The following is a 16,759-nucleotide window of genomic DNA, read 5'->3' as shown; positions in this document are numbered from 1 at the left end:
TGTATAAATAATAGGTAAAAAACGTCTCCTTAAGCTAAAGCTTTTAATGCTGCGACCGATAAATTACTTAATAGGGTTTAGCGATTAAGGATAATCATGGTTAATAATGCACTTGGCAGCCAGTCTAATTTAAGTACTTTACTTGCTCAATCAGTTAATAACGCTAACCAAACCTCTGTGAGTCCTTCGCTACTAACCGGTAGCGACCTTCAAGCTATTAATGATTTACAAACTAACGCCCCCAAAATATCCGAAAAACAACTAAGCCAGCTAAATAACGAAACTATTGACGAAGCACTAGCCAGCAATCAAAAAGTAGGGGACGTTTTACAGCAGCAACTTACCTCGTTATTTACAATTTCAAGCACGCCGAGCACGCTTAACTATAAACTCTCCGATGAAGAACTTGCCCTGCGCACCGTAATAAGTTCTCAGCATGAGGGGTTATTAAAAAACGAAAACAGTACCCAATTAATTGAGCGATTAAATACGTCAGTTAAAAATATTCAGGGTGCTTATGCTAATACCAGCGATATTTTATCGAGTTTAGGTCAGCTTGGGCATGAGCAAAAAACGTTTTTAGCCTCAAGCCAGCAACGTGTTGAGCGCTCACTTAATCCTTACATGGAAAGCCTTAATCGCGCAAAATACGAGGATGACGATAACTACTTGTTTGAGCTCTCGGTAAAAACTAAAGAAGGCGATGTTATAAACATTACCTTTAACTCATCGCAAGGTTATGACGAAGAAACAGGTGAAGCGATAGATGGCTTTGGCATAAGTTACGAAGTTAATGGCAATTTATCTGAGGCTGAACATACGGCTTTAACGCAGGTTATGGCGGGTGTTGGTGAAATGGCCGATGAGTTTTTTAAAGTGAGTGAAAATTCATTTAATCCTCTTATAGTGCCAAACCAAACAGACATGAGCTTAGATTTTTTAGCAGGCTTTAATAGTGAGCAGTTAGCCGGTTTTAATGTGTCGTTTTCAACAACGCAAAATGATGCGCTTGATACTGCAGAGAATACTCTTGATTTAAGCTACTCCATTTATGAAGCATCAAACCAGCAAGCACTTGTGTTTAAAGCAGTAGGTGGGCAAAACGACATTGATTTTGCACTCGATATGTCAACCATTGGCGCTAAAGACACGCAGCAAATGCAGCAGTATTTAGCGTCGCTAGATCAAAGCTTAGAAGATAGCCGAGTAAACAGCACCAAAGACGATAAAGAGTCGGCATTTGGGCGCAAAGGCGATGAGGCAATGCAGCAAGGTTTTGCTTTGTTTAAAGGGGCTTTTGCGAGTATGTCGTCGGCTGCTGAGCGTTATAGCAATTTGGAGTCACTTGCAGTTCAGCACTTTAATGACGGGCGCGCCATGGTTGCCGATTTGGTTGATAACATGATTACAAACGATGTCCGTTACCAAGGGCTAGGTAATAAAGCGCCAAATACATTGGGTGCGGGGATTTCTAAGCTCGCTGATTTTGATGCTACGTTTTCTTATGCGCTGGATAACGGCGATTATCAACCTAAAAGTACAATTGAGCTAAGCCAAGCGACTGAACAAGCCCAATTAGGGGAGCTTAGCGGTGTAACGCAAAGTAAAAATGTAAGTAGCCATTTTGATTATCAATACAGTCGCCCTGATTATTACAACAAAGAAGAGAGTTATAACGTAAACACCGCCGTTAAAAATAAAGAGCTTGTGGGGCTTGATCAGTCTCACGAGGTTGATGTTGATACAAAAATGTTTGAGTTTAATCCGCAAACTAATCAATACGAGCTGCAAATGGCGATGCAAGAGCAAACCATTAGCAAAAGTGACATTCGCTTAATTGACGATATTTGGCTTGAAAAAAACGAAAACAGCTACAACATGAATAAAAAAGAGCGTGTTGAGAGCGACGAAAAACAAGATGAGTTTAAAAAAACAAGCAGCCATTCTCATAATAAACTAGTTACCTTGATTGGTAATTTAGAGAAGCTAGCTGAGAATAAAGACGTAAGGCGAGAATATTTAACTAACTTATCGCAAGTTAACTTTTTTATGGATAAAAAGTAACGGTCTTGAGTTGTTCACTCCACACTCAATATTGGGTATAGTCGTTTAATACCTAAATTAATACCTAAATTAAGAGCAACCTTATGTTTAAACAATTAATTTTACTGTGCGCTTTAAGCATGCCGCTTGTAAGCTGCGCTGCTGATGCACCGTTTTCGGGCGGAATTAGCACTGATGTACTGCTAAGCGCCTACGACAAGTTTAACGAACAATACAAAGCGTTTACGCCAACAGCACAAGACATTGCCCTAATGCAAAAGCTAGAAGGCAAAGAGCTTATTGTATTATTTGGAACGTGGTGCCACGACAGTGAGCGCGAAGTGCCAAAACTCATTAAGTTAATTGATGCATCGAAAGTACAACTTGCAAGCATTGACTATGTGGCCGTAGGTTACAACAAGCAAGACGATGCAGGCATTGCAGAAGCTAACGATTTACAATACACACCTACGTTTATAGTAAAACAAAATGGTAAAGAGTTAGTACGCGTAATTGAAAAGCCAACGGGTACATTGGCGCAAGATTTAACACAGGGTTTGTAAATAGAGCTTGTTCGTATTTGGGGTTAACGATTTAGCAAATAGGTTTATAAGTTAGCTGTTGGGCTGCTATGAGTAGTCTCCTGATACTTTAATGTGTGAAGCCAAAAATTTACTCTTTTGGATTCCTTCTATATGTTGAGTGAGATTTATCTGATGTATATCTGTTTTGAATAATCATATAAATAGTACCGTCACCAATTTATATACATGAGGGAACTGAGTTTTATTGTGTTATGTCTTATTAAGGAAAGTCTCTATGGCTGCTCTAGAGTGCGCATTATGTGGTCGTTTTACGGAAAAGTTAACAAAAGAGCACCTACCACAAAAAGGTCTATACCCTAAAGAGACAAGGAAAATCATTCCAAACTTACATACTTTAAAAGCTTGTGAGTCTTGTAATAATGGCTCTTCAGAACAAGATGAAATTTTTAAAGTGTTTATTGGTTTGGTAGCGCAGCAGGATGGAAATGAGCTCTTATATAGTGTCAGTAAAACATTTGATAATAATGGTAAGTTAAAAAGAAGTTTTATACATAACTTACAGATAGAGGAACGTAATGGACAGAAAGTTAGGCTATGGAATGCTAGAGAGCATACACAAATAGTTTTAGATTCAGCGGAAAAATGTGCGAAAGGGCTTTATTTTAGGGAGTTTGGCGAGGTACTAATCAAGAGTAAGTCAATTTCATTTGTTCCAACCCCTTTTGTTTATGAAAAAGATAAAGTAGAGGTAGAAAATAGGCTTAAGGATGCGAAATGGTTTAGTGTAAATGGTCAGACAGTTAATTATACTTTTTTAGATATGAAAAATACCGACACTTTAGTTATAATTAATTTTTTCTCCAGTGCTGAATTTGTATTTTGCATTAGAGATAAAGAATATAGCAAAAAAGTTCATGCGGGCTTAATAAGTTTAAGTCAGTAGGTGCAGTTTTCCACCCTATCATCGCTCAATATCCACAGCAGGTCTTTAAATCTGTTTTACTAGAACCCGCTAATTTAGCGGGTTTTTATATGACTAAATTTTTCTTACACTACACTTAATCTTCTTTAGTTTGTCAGATAACACCCATAGCATGCTTACTAGGGGGTCTTTATTCATTGTTTGAAAGTGATCTTAGATACAAAAGCCGTCAATTGAGGCTTCAGCTAAAGGGATTAAATCTTGATTCCATGCATCTTAAGTCAATAGCGTTCGCAATTGGCACATACGTAGCATACATATAACGGTTAAATTTACGCATATAAACATTATTCACTAAACAGGCTTTTTTCGAATGCTTGTGCGGCATGTGAAGACGGTCTGTCTTTATAGTGTAGTTGATACAGTGGCCGAGAGAGTTGCTCGTTATTTTTTTGACTCAGGCGCGTTAATTTACCAAGCTGCACTAAATCCTCAGTGACTACATTAGGCAATAAAGCCACGCCCATTCCTTGTGCTACTGCCCTTGCTATTGCCTCGTTGCTGCCCAATTGCATACTGCACTCTGCTATTACGCCATGTTGGGCTAATAACTTAACCGACATTTCTAAAGTGCCCGAGCCCGGCTCGCGCAGTAGCCAAAATTGTTTGTTTAACCATGCTTTTAAGTCTTTCGTGGGCTTAAAGTTACTGGGTATAACTACACTCATTAAATCGTTTTGCCAGTGCTTGCTTATAATATGCGGCTCGGTTGGTGTGCCTTCAACCAGTGCTAAATCTATAGTGCATTCAAGTAGGGCGTGTTCAATTTTTGCAGTATTGGCAACTTGTACTTCTACTTTTATATGGGGGTATTGTGCGCAAAAATTGGCTAAATAGGGCGGTAGCCAATAGCTGGCAATGGTTGTACTGGTGCCTATAACGAGTGTGCCGCGCTTAAGCCCTGTACGTGATTTAATATCTTCAATGGCGGCTTTTTCTATGGCAAAAATACTACGAGCATGTTCAAAAAGTGCTTGTCCGCCTTCACTTAAGGTGAGTTTCTTCCCCTTAGATGCACGCTCAATAAGTTGTATATTTAGCTGATACTCAAGCTCTTTTAGAGCTTTAGACACAGCTGGTTGGCTTATAAAAAGCGCCTCAGCTGCTGATGAAAAACTGCCTAATTTAGCAACCGTATAAAACACCCGAAGTGCATGCAAGTTCATTGTGCCTCTCAAATCACATAACCTTAAGTTATCGAATCATGATTTTAATGTATTGGAGTTATATCTTGCGCTTTCTTAAAATGAAGTCAATTAATTACGATAACTTTATTAAGGGATGACTATGCTTAGTGCAATTAAAGATATGTCACAGCCTTTCAGTATTAATACTAAGCAGTATACCAACTCACGTTGGTGGCTAGGAATGCTATTAGTTATTGTTTTAGCGTGTGTTGCTGTTGCCATGAGTAAGTTACCGGTAATGCAAAGTGCCCAGTTTAGCTCCTTAACTATTGGTATTGTGCTTGGCATTATTGTAGGCAACAGTGTTTTTTCGCGCATTGCTACGCGAACCGATATAGGTGTTGATTACGCTAAAAGTATTTTACTCAAAGCGGGTATTATTTTATTTGGTTTTAGAATTACCTTTGCACAGGTAGCAGGCGTTGGCTGGAGTGGATTGCTAACCGACATTGTTATGCTCAGTGGTACGTTTATCTTAGCAATACAGCTTGGCAAACGAGTATTTAAGCTTGATGAACAAACAACCATATTAATTGGCGCGGGTAGCTCTATTTGTGGTGCCGCTGCGGTTATGGCAACTGAGCCGGTTATAAAAGCGCAGGCGCATAAAGTATCGGTAGCGGTGGCAACGGTGGTGGTGTTTGGCACGTTAAGCATGTTTGCCTATCCAATCATGTTTGATTACATGGGACTGAGTGAACACGCTTACGGTATTTTTGTAGGCTCAACTATTCATGAAGTAGCGCAAGTGGTTGCAGCGGGCACAGCTGTAAGCGCCAATGCTGCAGATACCGCCGTTATAGAAAAAATGCTAAGGGTGATGATGCTTGCGCCATTTTTAGTGGGCTTATCGTTTTGGCAAAGTAAAAAAAGAGCAAAGGCAGGTAATACTATAAGTAATGAGGATAATAAATCAGGTATTAGCATCCCTTGGTTTGCAGTGTTATTTATTGTGGCAAGTGGTCTACATTCGCTATCAGTTATTCCTCAAGTGGCTACAAGCGCAGTTGTTTGGTTTGATAATATATTACTAACCATTGCGATGGTGGCTTTGGGCTTACGCACACATGTTGGGGCAATTCGCCAAGCGGGTATTAAACCGCTGTTACTGGCGCTGTGTTTATTTTTGTTTTTAACATTGGGTGGTTACGCTATTAATATAGGCATTGCTGAGCTGTTTTAAACGTTACTTGGTAAAAGTTGATTGGCGGCTTAAATTGGCCAATCAACTTCGTTTACGTTATCGAGCTGTGTGCTGGTATTTTTATTGCCTTGCCATTTATTAGTGTAAACAGCGTGCGGGTCAAACTGTAACGTTTGTTTTTCAATATTAAAGTGCCTACCACCACGCGGATCTACGCCTACACCTGCTATATATTGCCAATTACCCCAATTAGCGGCTACATCGTAATCAATAAGTTGTTGCTCAAAATAGGCTGCGCCATAACGCCAATCAAGACCAAGTTCGTTCACTAAGCAGCTCGCTGCAATTTGCCTTGCACGGTTTGATATGTAACCCGTAGCATTTAGCTCGTTCATAATCGCATTTACTAATGGGTAGGGTGTTGAGCCATTACACCACGCAGCAAATCGGTTTGGCATAAATGTAGTAAGGGGTTTTGTTTGCTTTTGACCTTTAAAGCTAAACAGGCTTTTACCTGCCTTAAGTGCATGCCATTTAAAATATTCTCGCCATAGCAATTCAAATTTAATCCAATAAGTAGATTCGTTTGCGATATGTTTATGTTCGTACTCTTCAACTACGTTATAAGCTTGCCGTGCACTTACACAGCCAAAGGCAAGCCAGGTACTAAACTTTGTGGTGTTATTAAAGCCATCAAGCTCGTTTCGAGTTGTTTTATAAGTACTTGGTAGCAAGCCTGAAAAGTATTGCGCTAAATGTGTTTGCGCACTTTTAAGCCCGCCATGCATTACTGCGTTGTTATAATTAGTATGCTCATTAAGCTCAATTGGGTTTGCAGCACATAATGTTATAGGCTGAGGGAGTAAACCTTTAGGTAGAGCTGAGATTGTTATAGGTATGTTTATCGCCTCTACCTTTTTTTTAAATGGAGTAAAGCTTTTAGGCAGCTCGTCTAAATCAAAAGGGAGGTCGCTTTGTTGAAATAAGGTGTCTTGTTGAGTTGTTTTAAATATGACATGTAGGCAATGTGCTTTTAGTCGCGCGAGTTGGCGCTGCTCATAGGTTCCAACATGTTCACTGCACACCACTTCGTCAATGTGTTGCTCAGCTATGCGTTGCTTTAAAACACTAACCGGTTCACCCTCAAGTACGTGCAGTGTTTGCCCGCGTTCAATAAGCGCTTGTTGCAGCTCAAATAAGCTTTGCATTAAAAACTGTTGTTTGTGCACGCCATATGGCTTTTGTTGGTAATTATTATTTTTAAACCAGTGCGGGTTTATAACAAATACAATATCGAGCGCACATTGCTCAGTAGCAAGTTCGCTTAAAATAGGGTTGTCGTCTATTCGTAAATCGTTTTGTAACCAATATAAAATGCGTTTGCTCATAGGTTTGCTCAGGTTTTTGTAATCATTAAGTTTACGAAGCAAAAGCGGGTAGGGATTAGTTTTTAGATGTTTAATAGAGTTTTAAAAAGGGGGCGATAAACTTACCGCCCTTTAGTTTGTAAAAGTATTGTTTTAACTCGCTGATTTTTGTTTTGCTATCCAATCGTTTATTACATCCTCTAGCACTTCCATAGGGAGTGACCCTTGGCCTATAACAGTATCGTGAAAGCTGCGTATATCAAACTTAGCACCGAGCTCTTTTTCGGCTTTTTCACGCAGTTCGCGTATTTTTATTTCGCCCATTTTGTACGAAAGCGCTTGGCCTGGCCATGATATATAACGATCTATTTGATCCTCTACCGCGCTTTGTGGCAAAGCAGTGTGATCTGCCAAGTAGTCAATTGCCTTTTGACGGCTCCAACCAAATGCATGAATACCGGTATCAACAACAAGTCTCACGGCACGCCACATTTCGTAACCTAAACGACCAAAGTCGCTGTATGGGTCTTGATAAAAGCCGGCTTCTTTACCTAAACGTTCGGTGTAAAGTGCCCAACCTTCGCCAAATGCTGAGTGGCTAAGTGTGCGTCTAAACTGAGGTACATCTAACTCCATTGCAATGGCGTTTTGTAAATGGTGCCCTGGTATTGCTTCATGTAAGCTAAGTGCTTCTAAATTATACAAAGGCTGTAGCTTAGGTGTTGAGGCTAAAAAGTAAGTGCCAGGGGAGCGGTTATCAGCAGGTGGCATATAAAACGCGCCGCGACTCGCTGAGCCTTTAATAGTAAAGGTATTACGCGGTAAATGATTAAAGTAGGTTGGTAATTTGCCATACATTTTTTGCGTAATAAAAGCGGTTTTTTCTAGCAAGTCTTGCACGTCTGTTGCGTAAAATTGCTCATCGGTTGCTAAAAATTCTAAAAAATCGCTGTATGTGCCATCAAAACCTACTTTATCAATGATGTTTTGCATCTGCGCTTTAATACGCGCGACTTCTTTAAGGCCTAGTTCGTGTATTTGCTTTGGTGTGGCGTTTGTTGTGGTGTAGTAATTAACTGCATATTTGTAATACTCAAGCCCGCCTTTAACGCTTGAAATACTCGGCTCTGCTCTACAATTAGGCATGTAATCGTTTTCAAAAAAGTCGTAAAAGTGCTGATAAGCCGGGACTACTTTTGAGCTAATTAAGGCTTTTGCTTTGTTTTGGTATGTGGCCTTTTGCTCTGCTGTAAACGTATTTGGTATACGTGTAAAGGGCTCGTATAAGGCACTGTTTTCAGGTTGCTTAACTATATGAGCGTTAATGCTCTGGCCGTAACTTTCAAATGTTTTGCAGTAGTGCGTATACCCCAGTTCAATTCCTTCCTTCATCAAGTTAATGTTTTCTTGATTAAAGCGAGGGTAGTCGGCAAGGCTTACTAAAAATGCGTTGTAATCATCAGGTGTTAAAAATGCCATATTAGCCGGTGCTTCGGCAAAGTAGGTATGCCAGCCACTTAAAAAGTTAACCTGAAAATACTTATCTTGAAAAAGGTAGCTTTGCTGCTCTGTTTCTCGCTCGTATTTAAATAAGCGGTAGTTCATTAGTTGCGAGCTGCTCAGCGTTTTAGGATCTATTTTACTTAAGTTTTTTAATACATTGTTATTATAAGCTTGGCGCTTTGCAATGGCTTGTTCGGTCCAATTTGGTAATGTACCACTGGGTTTCCAGCCATCTGGGTCGGTACGAAAGAATATTTTTTCGGCTTTTGCATTTTGCCAATGGTTATCAATAATGGTTTTTAAATCTGCATTGCTATCGGCTGCGCTCGGCAGTGATGCTACAGCTAAGCAAATAGCTAAAATTGTTTTTTTAAACATATTATTCTCATTTTTAGCGCGTTAATTTTTATTAGTTTACGCACATATGTTATTTTTGTTTCTAAGATAATAACAAGTTAACTTTATTAATGCGCTTAATTTTATACCTGTATCTATTGGTTTTACTTTTTGATTGAACAAATTTCACCGCTGAAGTGAGTGAGCCACTAGTTTATTGTTTTATCAGCGTTTAGAATGATTAAAACTAATTACAATAAATGACCGTCATGTTTAATAAAGTAATAGCGCTGATTGATGAAGCTAATAACCAAGACCCTAATACTGAGCAGCACAATGGAGAAAGTTTTCCAAAAGAGTATTTATACTCACAGCGTATGAGCGAAATGCTAACTCGTTTTAAACCTGATGCCGATGCACTCATGCAAATTGCAGCGCGTGCACAGCATATTCAGCGTTGGAAGTCGCCACGTAGCGACTTTGAAATGAACAAGCAGGGTTATCATCAATGGCGTAGCGCACTTTATATTTTTCATGCGTCACTAGCCGTTGAATTAATGAAACAGGCTGGGTTTAACGATACGGACCAAAACCGTGTTTATAACGCTGTTGCTAAAAAAGATATTAAGCGCAATCCAGATAGCCAAATAGTTGAAGATGTAGCAAGTTTGGTGTTTATTGAACACTACATGCTTGGGTTTGCCAATGCAAAACCAGATTACAATGAAGAAAAATGGATTGGTATTATTCGCCGCACATGGCAAAAAATGTCAGATGAAGCCCATGAGTTTGTACTTACAGGTAATATTACATTACCAGATCCACTTGTTGGGCTTATTCATAAAGCACTTGAGTAAAGTAGTATAATTTAAGTATAAAAATAAAAAGGAATTTTAAATGCATTGCCCACGTACAAATGCCTCTCTTGAGCCGTTATTAATTGGCGGTATTACTGTTTACACTTCAGCGCAAGGCGGCGTATTTTTTGATAACAGCCAAATTTTTAAATTTAGCTCGCCAGCGTTAAAACATGGTCAGGTATTACTTAAACATTTAAGTGATCATATCGAGAGTGAATACGATGTATCGCTACGAATTAATTGTCCAAAGTGCATAAGCATTGTGATGATGCGCAGGTATTTTTCGCCAGTAAAGGCTGTCGAAATAGATGAATGCCCAGGCTGTGCAGGCATATGGCTTGATAGCGGCGAGCTGGCAAAAATACACGAAAACCATTTAACACCTCGAGAGCGTAAAATTTTAGCCCACGAAATGGCCACCAATCATGGGTTTATAACTATTAAATCACCTGCTTCTAGGTTTACGCCAACTAATAAAAATAAAAGTGCGCATGAAGCCACGGTGGAGAACTTAGTGCGCTTAGCTTTACTTGGTTTGTAACTCTTAATAATATATTAAAACAAAAACGGCGTACTAAAAGTACGCCGTTTTTATTGTAATAAACTAACTCTTGAAAAGTTTATTTATTACGGTTTTCTTTAGCAAATGCACGTATTTTACGCTTTTGCGACAGTGTTACTTTATTAACACGACCAGCAAATGGGTTTTCACCTTCTCTAAATTCGATTTTGATAGGTGTGCCCATAATTTTAAGCGCTTTACGGTAGTAGTTCATCAGGTAGCGTTTATAACTATCTGGTAAATCTTTAACTTGGTTACCGTGAATAACAATACGTGGTGGGTTATAACCACCGGCATGCGCATATTTGAGCTTAACACGACGACCACGAACAAGTGGCGGCTGGTGATCGGCTTGAGCCATGTCCATAATTCGACGCAGCATTGCAGTACTTATACGTTTAGTCGCTGATTCATACGCTTCGTCAACAGACTCGAATAAATGACCAACACCTGTACCGTGTAGTGCAGATATAAAGTGTAGGCGTGCAAAGTCAATAAAGCCTAAACGGCGATCGAGCTCTGATTTAATACGATCTTTAACGTAATCGTCTAAGCCATCCCATTTGTTCACTGCAATTACCAATGAACGACCTGAGTTAAGAGCAAAGCCTAATAAGCTTAAATCTTGATCAGAAATACCATCGCGAGCATCAACAATCAATAACACAACGTTACAATCTTCGATTGCTTGAAGCGTTTTAATTACAGAGAACTTTTCAACTACGTCGCTTACTTTTTTACGCTTACGAACACCTGCGGTGTCAATTAACACATACTCTTTTTCATTTCGAGTCATCGGAATGTAGATAGAGTCACGTGTTGTACCTGGCATGTCGTATACAATTACGCGATCTTCACCCAGTATACGGTTTGTAAGTGTTGACTTACCAACGTTAGGGCGACCAATAATTGCAAGCTTTACAGGTTTGTCTGCAAATGCCTGGTGATCGGTATCGCTGTCTTCATCTTCTTCGTAAAGATTAATAAGCTCTTCGTCATCGCCTGTTACGTCTTCGTCTTGTGCAGCTAATTCAGCAATAAGCGGCTGAAGTGTTTGCTCAAGTAATAACGTAATACCACGGCCATGCGATGCAGCAATGTGATGAATTTCACCTAATGATAATTGGTAAAATTCAGCACAGTTTGAATCTGCATCAATACCATCGGTTTTATTGGCAACAACAAAACACTTTTTATCTTGTTTACGCAAGTGATTAGCAATTGCTTGGTCAGCTACGGTCATACCTACACGAGCATCTACTAAAAACAGAACAATGTCAGCTTCTTCAATAGCTAGCAGAGATTGATCTGCCATTTCGATTTCGATGCCTTCTTCTGAGCCATCAATACCGCCCGTGTCTACCACGATAAATTCATAGCCATCGTAACTAGCTTGGCCATATTTTCTATCTCGTGTTAAACCTGGAAAATCGGCTACGAGTGCATCACGAGTACGTGTTAAACGGTTAAATAATGTGGATTTGCCCACATTGGGTCGCCCAACTAGAGCGATCACGGGAAGCATAAACTACCTCTTTAAAAAACAACAAAAGGCTTCGCAGTGCGAAGCCTTACAAAAAACATATGACTATTAGTAACTTAGTTTGGTATTTTTACCATACTAACTTCACCATCACGGGTGTATAAAATTAGCTTATCGTCGGCAACAACTGGCTCAACAAAAAAGCCCGAGCTGTCAAAGTCTTCACGAGATACTAGCTCGCCAGTTTCTTTATTTAGCCAATGTAGGTTACCTTCTTGGTCGCCTAAAGCTAAGTGGCTACCTGCAACTGCAGGGCCTGTTAGGTACCAACCGCGTAGAGCGGGTTGGCTCCAACGTTCAATACCTGAATTTTTATCTAATGCGTAAATAACACCATCGCTATCTACTAAATAAATTGTTTGTGCATCCATCGCAATTTCGCGGTAGCTGCTGTACTCGCGTTTCCATACAACATTGCCAGAGCGAATATCTACAGCGGCTAAGTTGCCGTTGTAAGCTATAGCGTAAGCGTATGGACCGCTAATAAGTGGTTGAGTGTCTACGTCAACTAGGCGTTCAAATTCTGATGCGCCTTTAGCAACCGCAATTTCTGCGCTCCATGCTGAGTAACCACTGTCTGAAATTAATACGCTTAGCTTGCCTGTTTCAAGGCCTACTAATACACCACCGTTAGCAACGGTTGGCGAGCTTTGTCCGCGTAATGTTAGTGGTGGAACTTCTTGTTCAAAGCTCCAACGCTCTTCGCCTGTATCTGGGTGAAGTGCTAACAATTTACCAGAGCCTAAATTTACAAATATTAAGCCATCGCCTGCTGTTGGTTTAGACAGAGATTCGCCTGGTACGTTTTTACGCCAAACTTCTTCACCAGTTTCGCGATCAAGAGCAATAATAAAGCCGTGTTCAGAACCAATATAAATTTTACCATAGGCTTGCAAAATACCACCTGATAATTTTGCATTACCGTTGTCAGCCCAAGGCCAAAACGATAAATCTTGGCGTACATCGGTTTCCCATTTTGTATCGCCATTATCAAGCGAAAGCGCTTCTACTTGGCCTTCGCGGCTAGCAACATACACAGTATCTTTGTAAACTGCGGGTGTTAAACGAGAAAAATAATGCTCTACGCCATCACCTACAGATTCTTGCCAAACAACGTCAGTTTCAAATTGGTTTACAATTTCAGGAAGTACTAGTTCATCTTCATCATCACTTGATGAACAACCCATCAATGTTGCCATACATAGGGCAAGGGCTGCTGTTGTAAATTTTTTCATGCCTAAAACCTTATGCCGCTGGGCTAGTTACTGCTAGGTCATCTAACTTAATTTGTAATAGTGGGTTACTTGTTAATCCACCCGCATCTATTGCTGCTTGGTATGCAGTACGTGCTTGATCTTTATTACCTTGCTCAGTGTAAATATCGCCTTTAAGCTCGGCCACGTTTGCATTGAACGCTTCAGGTAATGGTGCATTTAATGTTGTTAATGCATCGTCATATTTAGTTTGCGCAATTTGAACACGTGCTAAACGTGTAATCGCAATTGCTTTTAATTCTGTATTTGGCGTATTAGACACAACCCAGCTTAGCTTTTCGCTTGCTACGTCTAGTTTTTTCGCTTCTACTGCGTCTTTTGCAGCAACGAATGCAGCAAGTGTTGCGTAGTTTGTGTCTTTATTTTCGCTAATAAACGCATCAGCTGAAGATAATACATCGTCGCTTTCAACAAGCGCTGTATATGAATCTGATGCTTTTTCAGCGGTAGTAATTTGGTTTTGGTTATATGCTTTCCAGCCATATAAGCCACCTAGGCCAACAAGTATACCTAGCGCAAGTGAAATGCCGTTTTCACGGAAAAAGCGTTTAATGGCTTCTGCTTGTTGTTCTTCTGTTGAATAAATATCCATTCTTACCTCTAATGTTCGCTTAGCCGTTAATAAGCTCAGCTAATAGCGCTTTAGCTTGTTCTAATTCTAATGTGACTTGTTCTTTACGCTCGCGTAAATACTTGATGGTCACAACGCCTTTTTCTAATTCATCTTCACCAATAATCACTGCAACAAGTGCATCGCTTTTATCAGCACGTTTTAATTGTTTTTTAAAGTTGCCGCCGCCCGCATGTACCATAACGCGTAAACCCGGTACGTCTTTACGTAGTTGCGCTGCAATTGCAGGAGCTTGAATGCTTGCTTTGTCGCCCATTGCTGCTAAATATACATCAGCATTACGACGAATGTCACCTACACACTCAAGTGCTTGTAGTAATAATACTAAGCGCTCTAGACCCATTGCAAAACCAACTGCTGGCGTTGCTTTGCCGCCAAGTTGTTCAACTAAGCCATCGTAACGTCCGCCAGCACATACAGTGCCTTGTGCACCTAAACTGTCGGTTACCCATTCAAATACAGTGCGGTTGTAGTAGTCTAAACCACGTACTAACTTTTCATTAACCGTATATGAGACGCCAGCAGCGTCTAAACGTTCACATAAATTTGCAAAATGTTCTTTTGATTCAGCATCTAAATTTTCAGACAATTTAGGCGCATCAGTTAAAATTGCTTGTACGTCTGGGTTTTTGCTATCAAGTACGCGTAATGGGTTTGAATACATACGACGTTTTGAGTCTTCATCAAGCACATCAATGTGTTGCTCAAGGTAGGCTACTAACGCATCACGGTAATCTGCACGCGCTTCGTTAGACCCTAAAGAATTTAGCTCTAAACGAACGTGGTCAGTAATACCAAAGGCTTCCCATAGTTGCGCTGTTAATAAAATAACTTCTGCGTCTATATCTGCTGTAGCAATACCAAATGTTTCTAAACCAAATTGGTGAAACTGACGGTAACGACCTTTTTGCGGACGCTCGTGACGAAACATTGGACCCATGTACCAAAGGCGTTGTTCTTGGTTGTATAGTAAGCCATTTTGGTTGCCAGCACGTACGCATACTGCGGTGCCTTCTGGGCGAAGTGTTAATAAGTCGCCATTGCGATCAGCAAAGGTGTACATTTCTTTTTCTACTATATCGGTAACTTCACCAATAGAGCGTTTAAATAAGTCGGTTGATTCTACAATAGGAAAACGAATTTCTTGATAACCGAACGATGCTACTGTCTCGCGTAAAATGTTTTCTACTTTCTGCCAAACTTGTGTATCGCCCGGCAGACAATCGTTCATACCGCGAACTGCCTGAATTTGTTTTGCCACTGATAAATCCTAAATGCTGTTTTTTTGTGTAATGAAAAATGCTTACACAACAAGAATGCTAAAAATTGACCCGTCATTATATACCCAAATGACCCCATGATGCGAGTTTCAGTTGGAATTAAAAGCGATTTAGGCAAGGCATTGATTGAAAGTAATAGTGGTTCTATTGTTAAAATCAATAACGCAGTATAAATCGCTTTTAAACCAACCCGTTGGGCGGTTCACAGACACTTACTCTCATCGTTGTTACTTTTTAAAAGGGATTGCCATTCTTGCAAAGTAACGCCTTGATATTAAGAGCCTGTGAAACGCTGAATTCTGTATCTTAGGGTCGTTTGGGTATCCACTAGCTATAAAGGTAAACGGCAAACCACGGGGTTTGCCACCTTAAACGGTATTTATTCGACTATTTTTATGTCAATCGGTGTTTGGCTCTGCTTTTTTTCTATAAAGTCGCGTACATAACCTTCAAGCTGGTCAACAATATTATTGTTATCAATGCGCGCTTTTTGGCGTTCACCATTTATATACAAACCTGAACGACGATTTGCACCGGCAAGCCCTATATCACTCACAAGCGCTTCACCTGGTCCATTTACAACGCAACCAATTACCGAAACTGACATAGGTTCGATAATATCCTCTAAGCGCTCTTCAAGTTGGTTCATGGTGCTTACTACATCAAACTCTTGGCGTGAGCAGCTAGGGCAGGCAATAAAGTTAATTCCACGCGAACGAATGCGCAATGAATTTAAGATATCAAAGCCGACTTTAATTTCTTGTACCGGGTCGGCAGCAAGTGATACACGCAGGGTATCGCCAATACCTTCGGCAAGAAGCATACCTAAACCTACTGCAGATTTAACAGAGCCTGAGCGCATGCCGCCCGCTTCGGTAATACCTAAATGTAGTGGTTGGTCTATTTCTTTAGCGAGTAAGCGATATGCACCTACAGCTAAAAATACGTCAGACGCTTTTACTGATATTTTAAATTGGTCAAAATCAAGGCGGCGCAAGATATCTACATGGCGCATTGCTGATTCTAATAAGGCTTCTGGTGTTGGTTCGCCGTATTTTTCTTGTAAGTCGCGCTCTAGTGAACCGCCATTTACACCAATACGAATAGGAATGTTATGCTCGCGTGCTGAGTCTACTACGGCTCTAATACGCTCTTCACTACCTATATTACCCGGGTTTATACGCAGGCAATCTACACCGTATTTTGCTACTTTTAAGGCAATACGATAATCAAAATGAATATCTGCAACTAGCGGAATCGTTACTTGCTCTTTTATACTTTTAAACGCTTCGGCTGCATCCATTGTTGGTACTGATACACGGACTATGTCGGCACCTGCATCTTGTATTGCCTGTATTTGTGCAACAGTTGCATCAACATCCATGGTGTCGGTGTTGGTCATTGATTGCACTGCAATAGGGGCACCATCACCAATAGGGACGTTACCTACATTGATTCGGGTGGATTTTCTGCGTTTAATTGGAGATTCTGAAAACATAGCG

14 protein-coding genes are annotated in these 16,759 nt (G+C 40.2%); 6 read left to right on the top strand and 8 right to left on the bottom strand.

All coding sequences use genetic code 11. The annotated features are described in order from the left end of the window. Nucleotides 1-96: 96 nt before the first annotated feature. The 3 genes from P20429_RS09585 (at nucleotide 97) to P20429_RS09595 (ending at nucleotide 3,531) form a co-directional block, all read left to right on the top strand. On the top strand, nucleotides 97-2,064 hold the full coding sequence (locus P20429_RS09585) for a hypothetical protein (RefSeq protein ID WP_007583452.1): 1,968 nt from the start codon (nucleotides 97-99) through the stop codon (nucleotides 2,062-2,064). An 83-nt stretch (nucleotides 2,065-2,147) separates the two neighbouring features. Beyond that, on the top strand, nucleotides 2,148-2,606 hold the full coding sequence (locus P20429_RS09590; protein WP_007583450.1) for a thioredoxin family protein: 459 nt from the start codon (nucleotides 2,148-2,150) through the stop codon (nucleotides 2,604-2,606). A gap of 256 nt (nucleotides 2,607-2,862) precedes the next feature. Then, nucleotides 2,863-3,531: a hypothetical protein gene (locus tag P20429_RS09595; RefSeq protein ID WP_007583449.1), complete on the top strand. Its 669-nt coding sequence runs from the start codon at nucleotides 2,863-2,865 to the stop codon at nucleotides 3,529-3,531. Nucleotides 3,532-3,857: 326 nt separating this feature from the next. Here P20429_RS09595 and P20429_RS09600 read toward each other — a convergent pair whose 3' ends face one another. After that, nucleotides 3,858-4,736, bottom strand: coding sequence for a LysR family transcriptional regulator (locus tag P20429_RS09600; protein WP_007583447.1), 879 nt, complete (start codon nucleotides 4,734-4,736; stop codon nucleotides 3,858-3,860). Between the two features lie 121 nt (nucleotides 4,737-4,857). Between P20429_RS09600 and P20429_RS09605 the strand changes: the two genes are divergently transcribed. Continuing rightward, nucleotides 4,858-5,940, top strand: coding sequence for a YeiH family protein (locus P20429_RS09605; protein WP_007583445.1), 1,083 nt, complete (start codon nucleotides 4,858-4,860; stop codon nucleotides 5,938-5,940). Nucleotides 5,941-5,969: 29 nt separating this feature from the next. Here P20429_RS09605 and P20429_RS09610 read toward each other — a convergent pair whose 3' ends face one another. Together P20429_RS09610 and P20429_RS09615 are read right to left on the bottom strand one after the other, a co-directional pair. Then, nucleotides 5,970-7,289: a DASH family cryptochrome gene (locus P20429_RS09610; protein ID WP_007583443.1), complete on the bottom strand. Its 1,320-nt coding sequence runs from the start codon at nucleotides 7,287-7,289 to the stop codon at nucleotides 5,970-5,972. Between the two features lie 132 nt (nucleotides 7,290-7,421). Next, nucleotides 7,422-9,149 carry a DUF885 family protein gene (locus P20429_RS09615; RefSeq protein WP_007583441.1) on the bottom strand — a complete coding sequence of 576 codons (1,728 nt, stop codon included), beginning with the start codon at nucleotides 9,147-9,149 and terminating at the stop codon, nucleotides 7,422-7,424. 227 nt (nucleotides 9,150-9,376) lie between these two features. Between P20429_RS09615 and P20429_RS09620 the strand changes: the two genes are divergently transcribed. Further along, complete coding sequence (locus P20429_RS09620) at nucleotides 9,377-9,964, top strand: DUF4202 domain-containing protein (protein WP_007583439.1); 588 nt, start codon at nucleotides 9,377-9,379, stop codon at nucleotides 9,962-9,964. A 40-nt stretch (nucleotides 9,965-10,004) separates the two neighbouring features. After that, on the top strand, nucleotides 10,005-10,508 hold the full coding sequence (locus P20429_RS09625; protein ID WP_007583437.1) for a zf-TFIIB domain-containing protein: 504 nt from the start codon (nucleotides 10,005-10,007) through the stop codon (nucleotides 10,506-10,508). A gap of 79 nt (nucleotides 10,509-10,587) precedes the next feature. Here P20429_RS09625 and der read toward each other — a convergent pair whose 3' ends face one another. From der to ispG, 5 genes are all read right to left on the bottom strand, one after another. Next, a complete protein-coding gene (gene der, locus P20429_RS09630) occupies nucleotides 10,588-12,054 on the bottom strand; it encodes a ribosome biogenesis GTPase Der (protein ID WP_024592997.1) in 1,467 nt (488 codons plus the stop codon). 74 nt (nucleotides 12,055-12,128) lie between these two features. Further along, nucleotides 12,129-13,307 (bottom strand): outer membrane protein assembly factor BamB, encoded by a 1,179-nt coding sequence (bamB, locus tag P20429_RS09635; RefSeq protein WP_007583433.1) that lies wholly within the window; start codon nucleotides 13,305-13,307, stop codon nucleotides 12,129-12,131. Nucleotides 13,308-13,317: 10 nt separating this feature from the next. Next, on the bottom strand, nucleotides 13,318-13,938 hold the full coding sequence (locus tag P20429_RS09640) for a tetratricopeptide repeat protein (protein ID WP_007583431.1): 621 nt from the start codon (nucleotides 13,936-13,938) through the stop codon (nucleotides 13,318-13,320). Nucleotides 13,939-13,957: 19 nt separating this feature from the next. After that, nucleotides 13,958-15,238: a histidine--tRNA ligase gene (gene hisS, locus P20429_RS09645; RefSeq protein WP_007583429.1), complete on the bottom strand. Its 1,281-nt coding sequence runs from the start codon at nucleotides 15,236-15,238 to the stop codon at nucleotides 13,958-13,960. Nucleotides 15,239-15,636: 398 nt separating this feature from the next. Then, nucleotides 15,637-16,755, bottom strand: coding sequence for a flavodoxin-dependent (E)-4-hydroxy-3-methylbut-2-enyl-diphosphate synthase (gene ispG / locus P20429_RS09650; protein ID WP_007583427.1), 1,119 nt, complete (start codon nucleotides 16,753-16,755; stop codon nucleotides 15,637-15,639). Between the last annotated feature and the right edge of the window lie 4 nt (nucleotides 16,756-16,759).

It is taken from the genome of Pseudoalteromonas sp. BSi20429 (assembly GCF_000238895.1).
Classification (GTDB): Bacteria; Pseudomonadota; Gammaproteobacteria; order Enterobacterales; family Alteromonadaceae; genus Pseudoalteromonas; species Pseudoalteromonas arctica.
The sequence above is the reverse complement of the archived record's forward strand: the minus strand, read 5'-3'. Positions and strand labels throughout refer to the sequence as shown.

Excerpts from the sequence above, each read along its gene's own strand:
- ispG (WP_007583427.1), bottom strand. The coding sequence starts at position 16,755 with ATGTTTTCAGAATCTCCAATTAAACGCAGAAAATCCACCCGAATCAAT.
- P20429_RS09590 (WP_007583450.1), top strand. The coding sequence starts at position 2,148 with ATGTTTAAACAATTAATTTTACTGTGCGCTTTAAGCATGCCGCTTGTA.
- P20429_RS09615 (WP_007583441.1), bottom strand. The coding sequence starts at position 9,149 with ATGTTTAAAAAAACAATTTTAGCTATTTGCTTAGCTGTAGCATCACTG.
- P20429_RS09595 (WP_007583449.1), top strand. The coding sequence starts at position 2,863 with ATGGCTGCTCTAGAGTGCGCATTATGTGGTCGTTTTACGGAAAAGTTA.
- P20429_RS09600 (WP_007583447.1), bottom strand. The coding sequence starts at position 4,736 with ATGAACTTGCATGCACTTCGGGTGTTTTATACGGTTGCTAAATTAGGC.
- P20429_RS09640 (WP_007583431.1), bottom strand. The coding sequence starts at position 13,938 with ATGGATATTTATTCAACAGAAGAACAACAAGCAGAAGCCATTAAACGC.
- P20429_RS09605 (WP_007583445.1), top strand. The coding sequence starts at position 4,858 with ATGCTTAGTGCAATTAAAGATATGTCACAGCCTTTCAGTATTAATACT.
- bamB (WP_007583433.1), bottom strand. The coding sequence starts at position 13,307 with ATGAAAAAATTTACAACAGCAGCCCTTGCCCTATGTATGGCAACATTG.
- P20429_RS09625 (WP_007583437.1), top strand. The coding sequence starts at position 10,005 with ATGCATTGCCCACGTACAAATGCCTCTCTTGAGCCGTTATTAATTGGC.
- P20429_RS09610 (WP_007583443.1), bottom strand. The coding sequence starts at position 7,289 with ATGAGCAAACGCATTTTATATTGGTTACAAAACGATTTACGAATAGAC.
- P20429_RS09620 (WP_007583439.1), top strand. The coding sequence starts at position 9,377 with ATGTTTAATAAAGTAATAGCGCTGATTGATGAAGCTAATAACCAAGAC.
- der (WP_024592997.1), bottom strand. The coding sequence starts at position 12,054 with ATGCTTCCCGTGATCGCTCTAGTTGGGCGACCCAATGTGGGCAAATCC.
- P20429_RS09585 (WP_007583452.1), top strand. The coding sequence starts at position 97 with ATGGTTAATAATGCACTTGGCAGCCAGTCTAATTTAAGTACTTTACTT.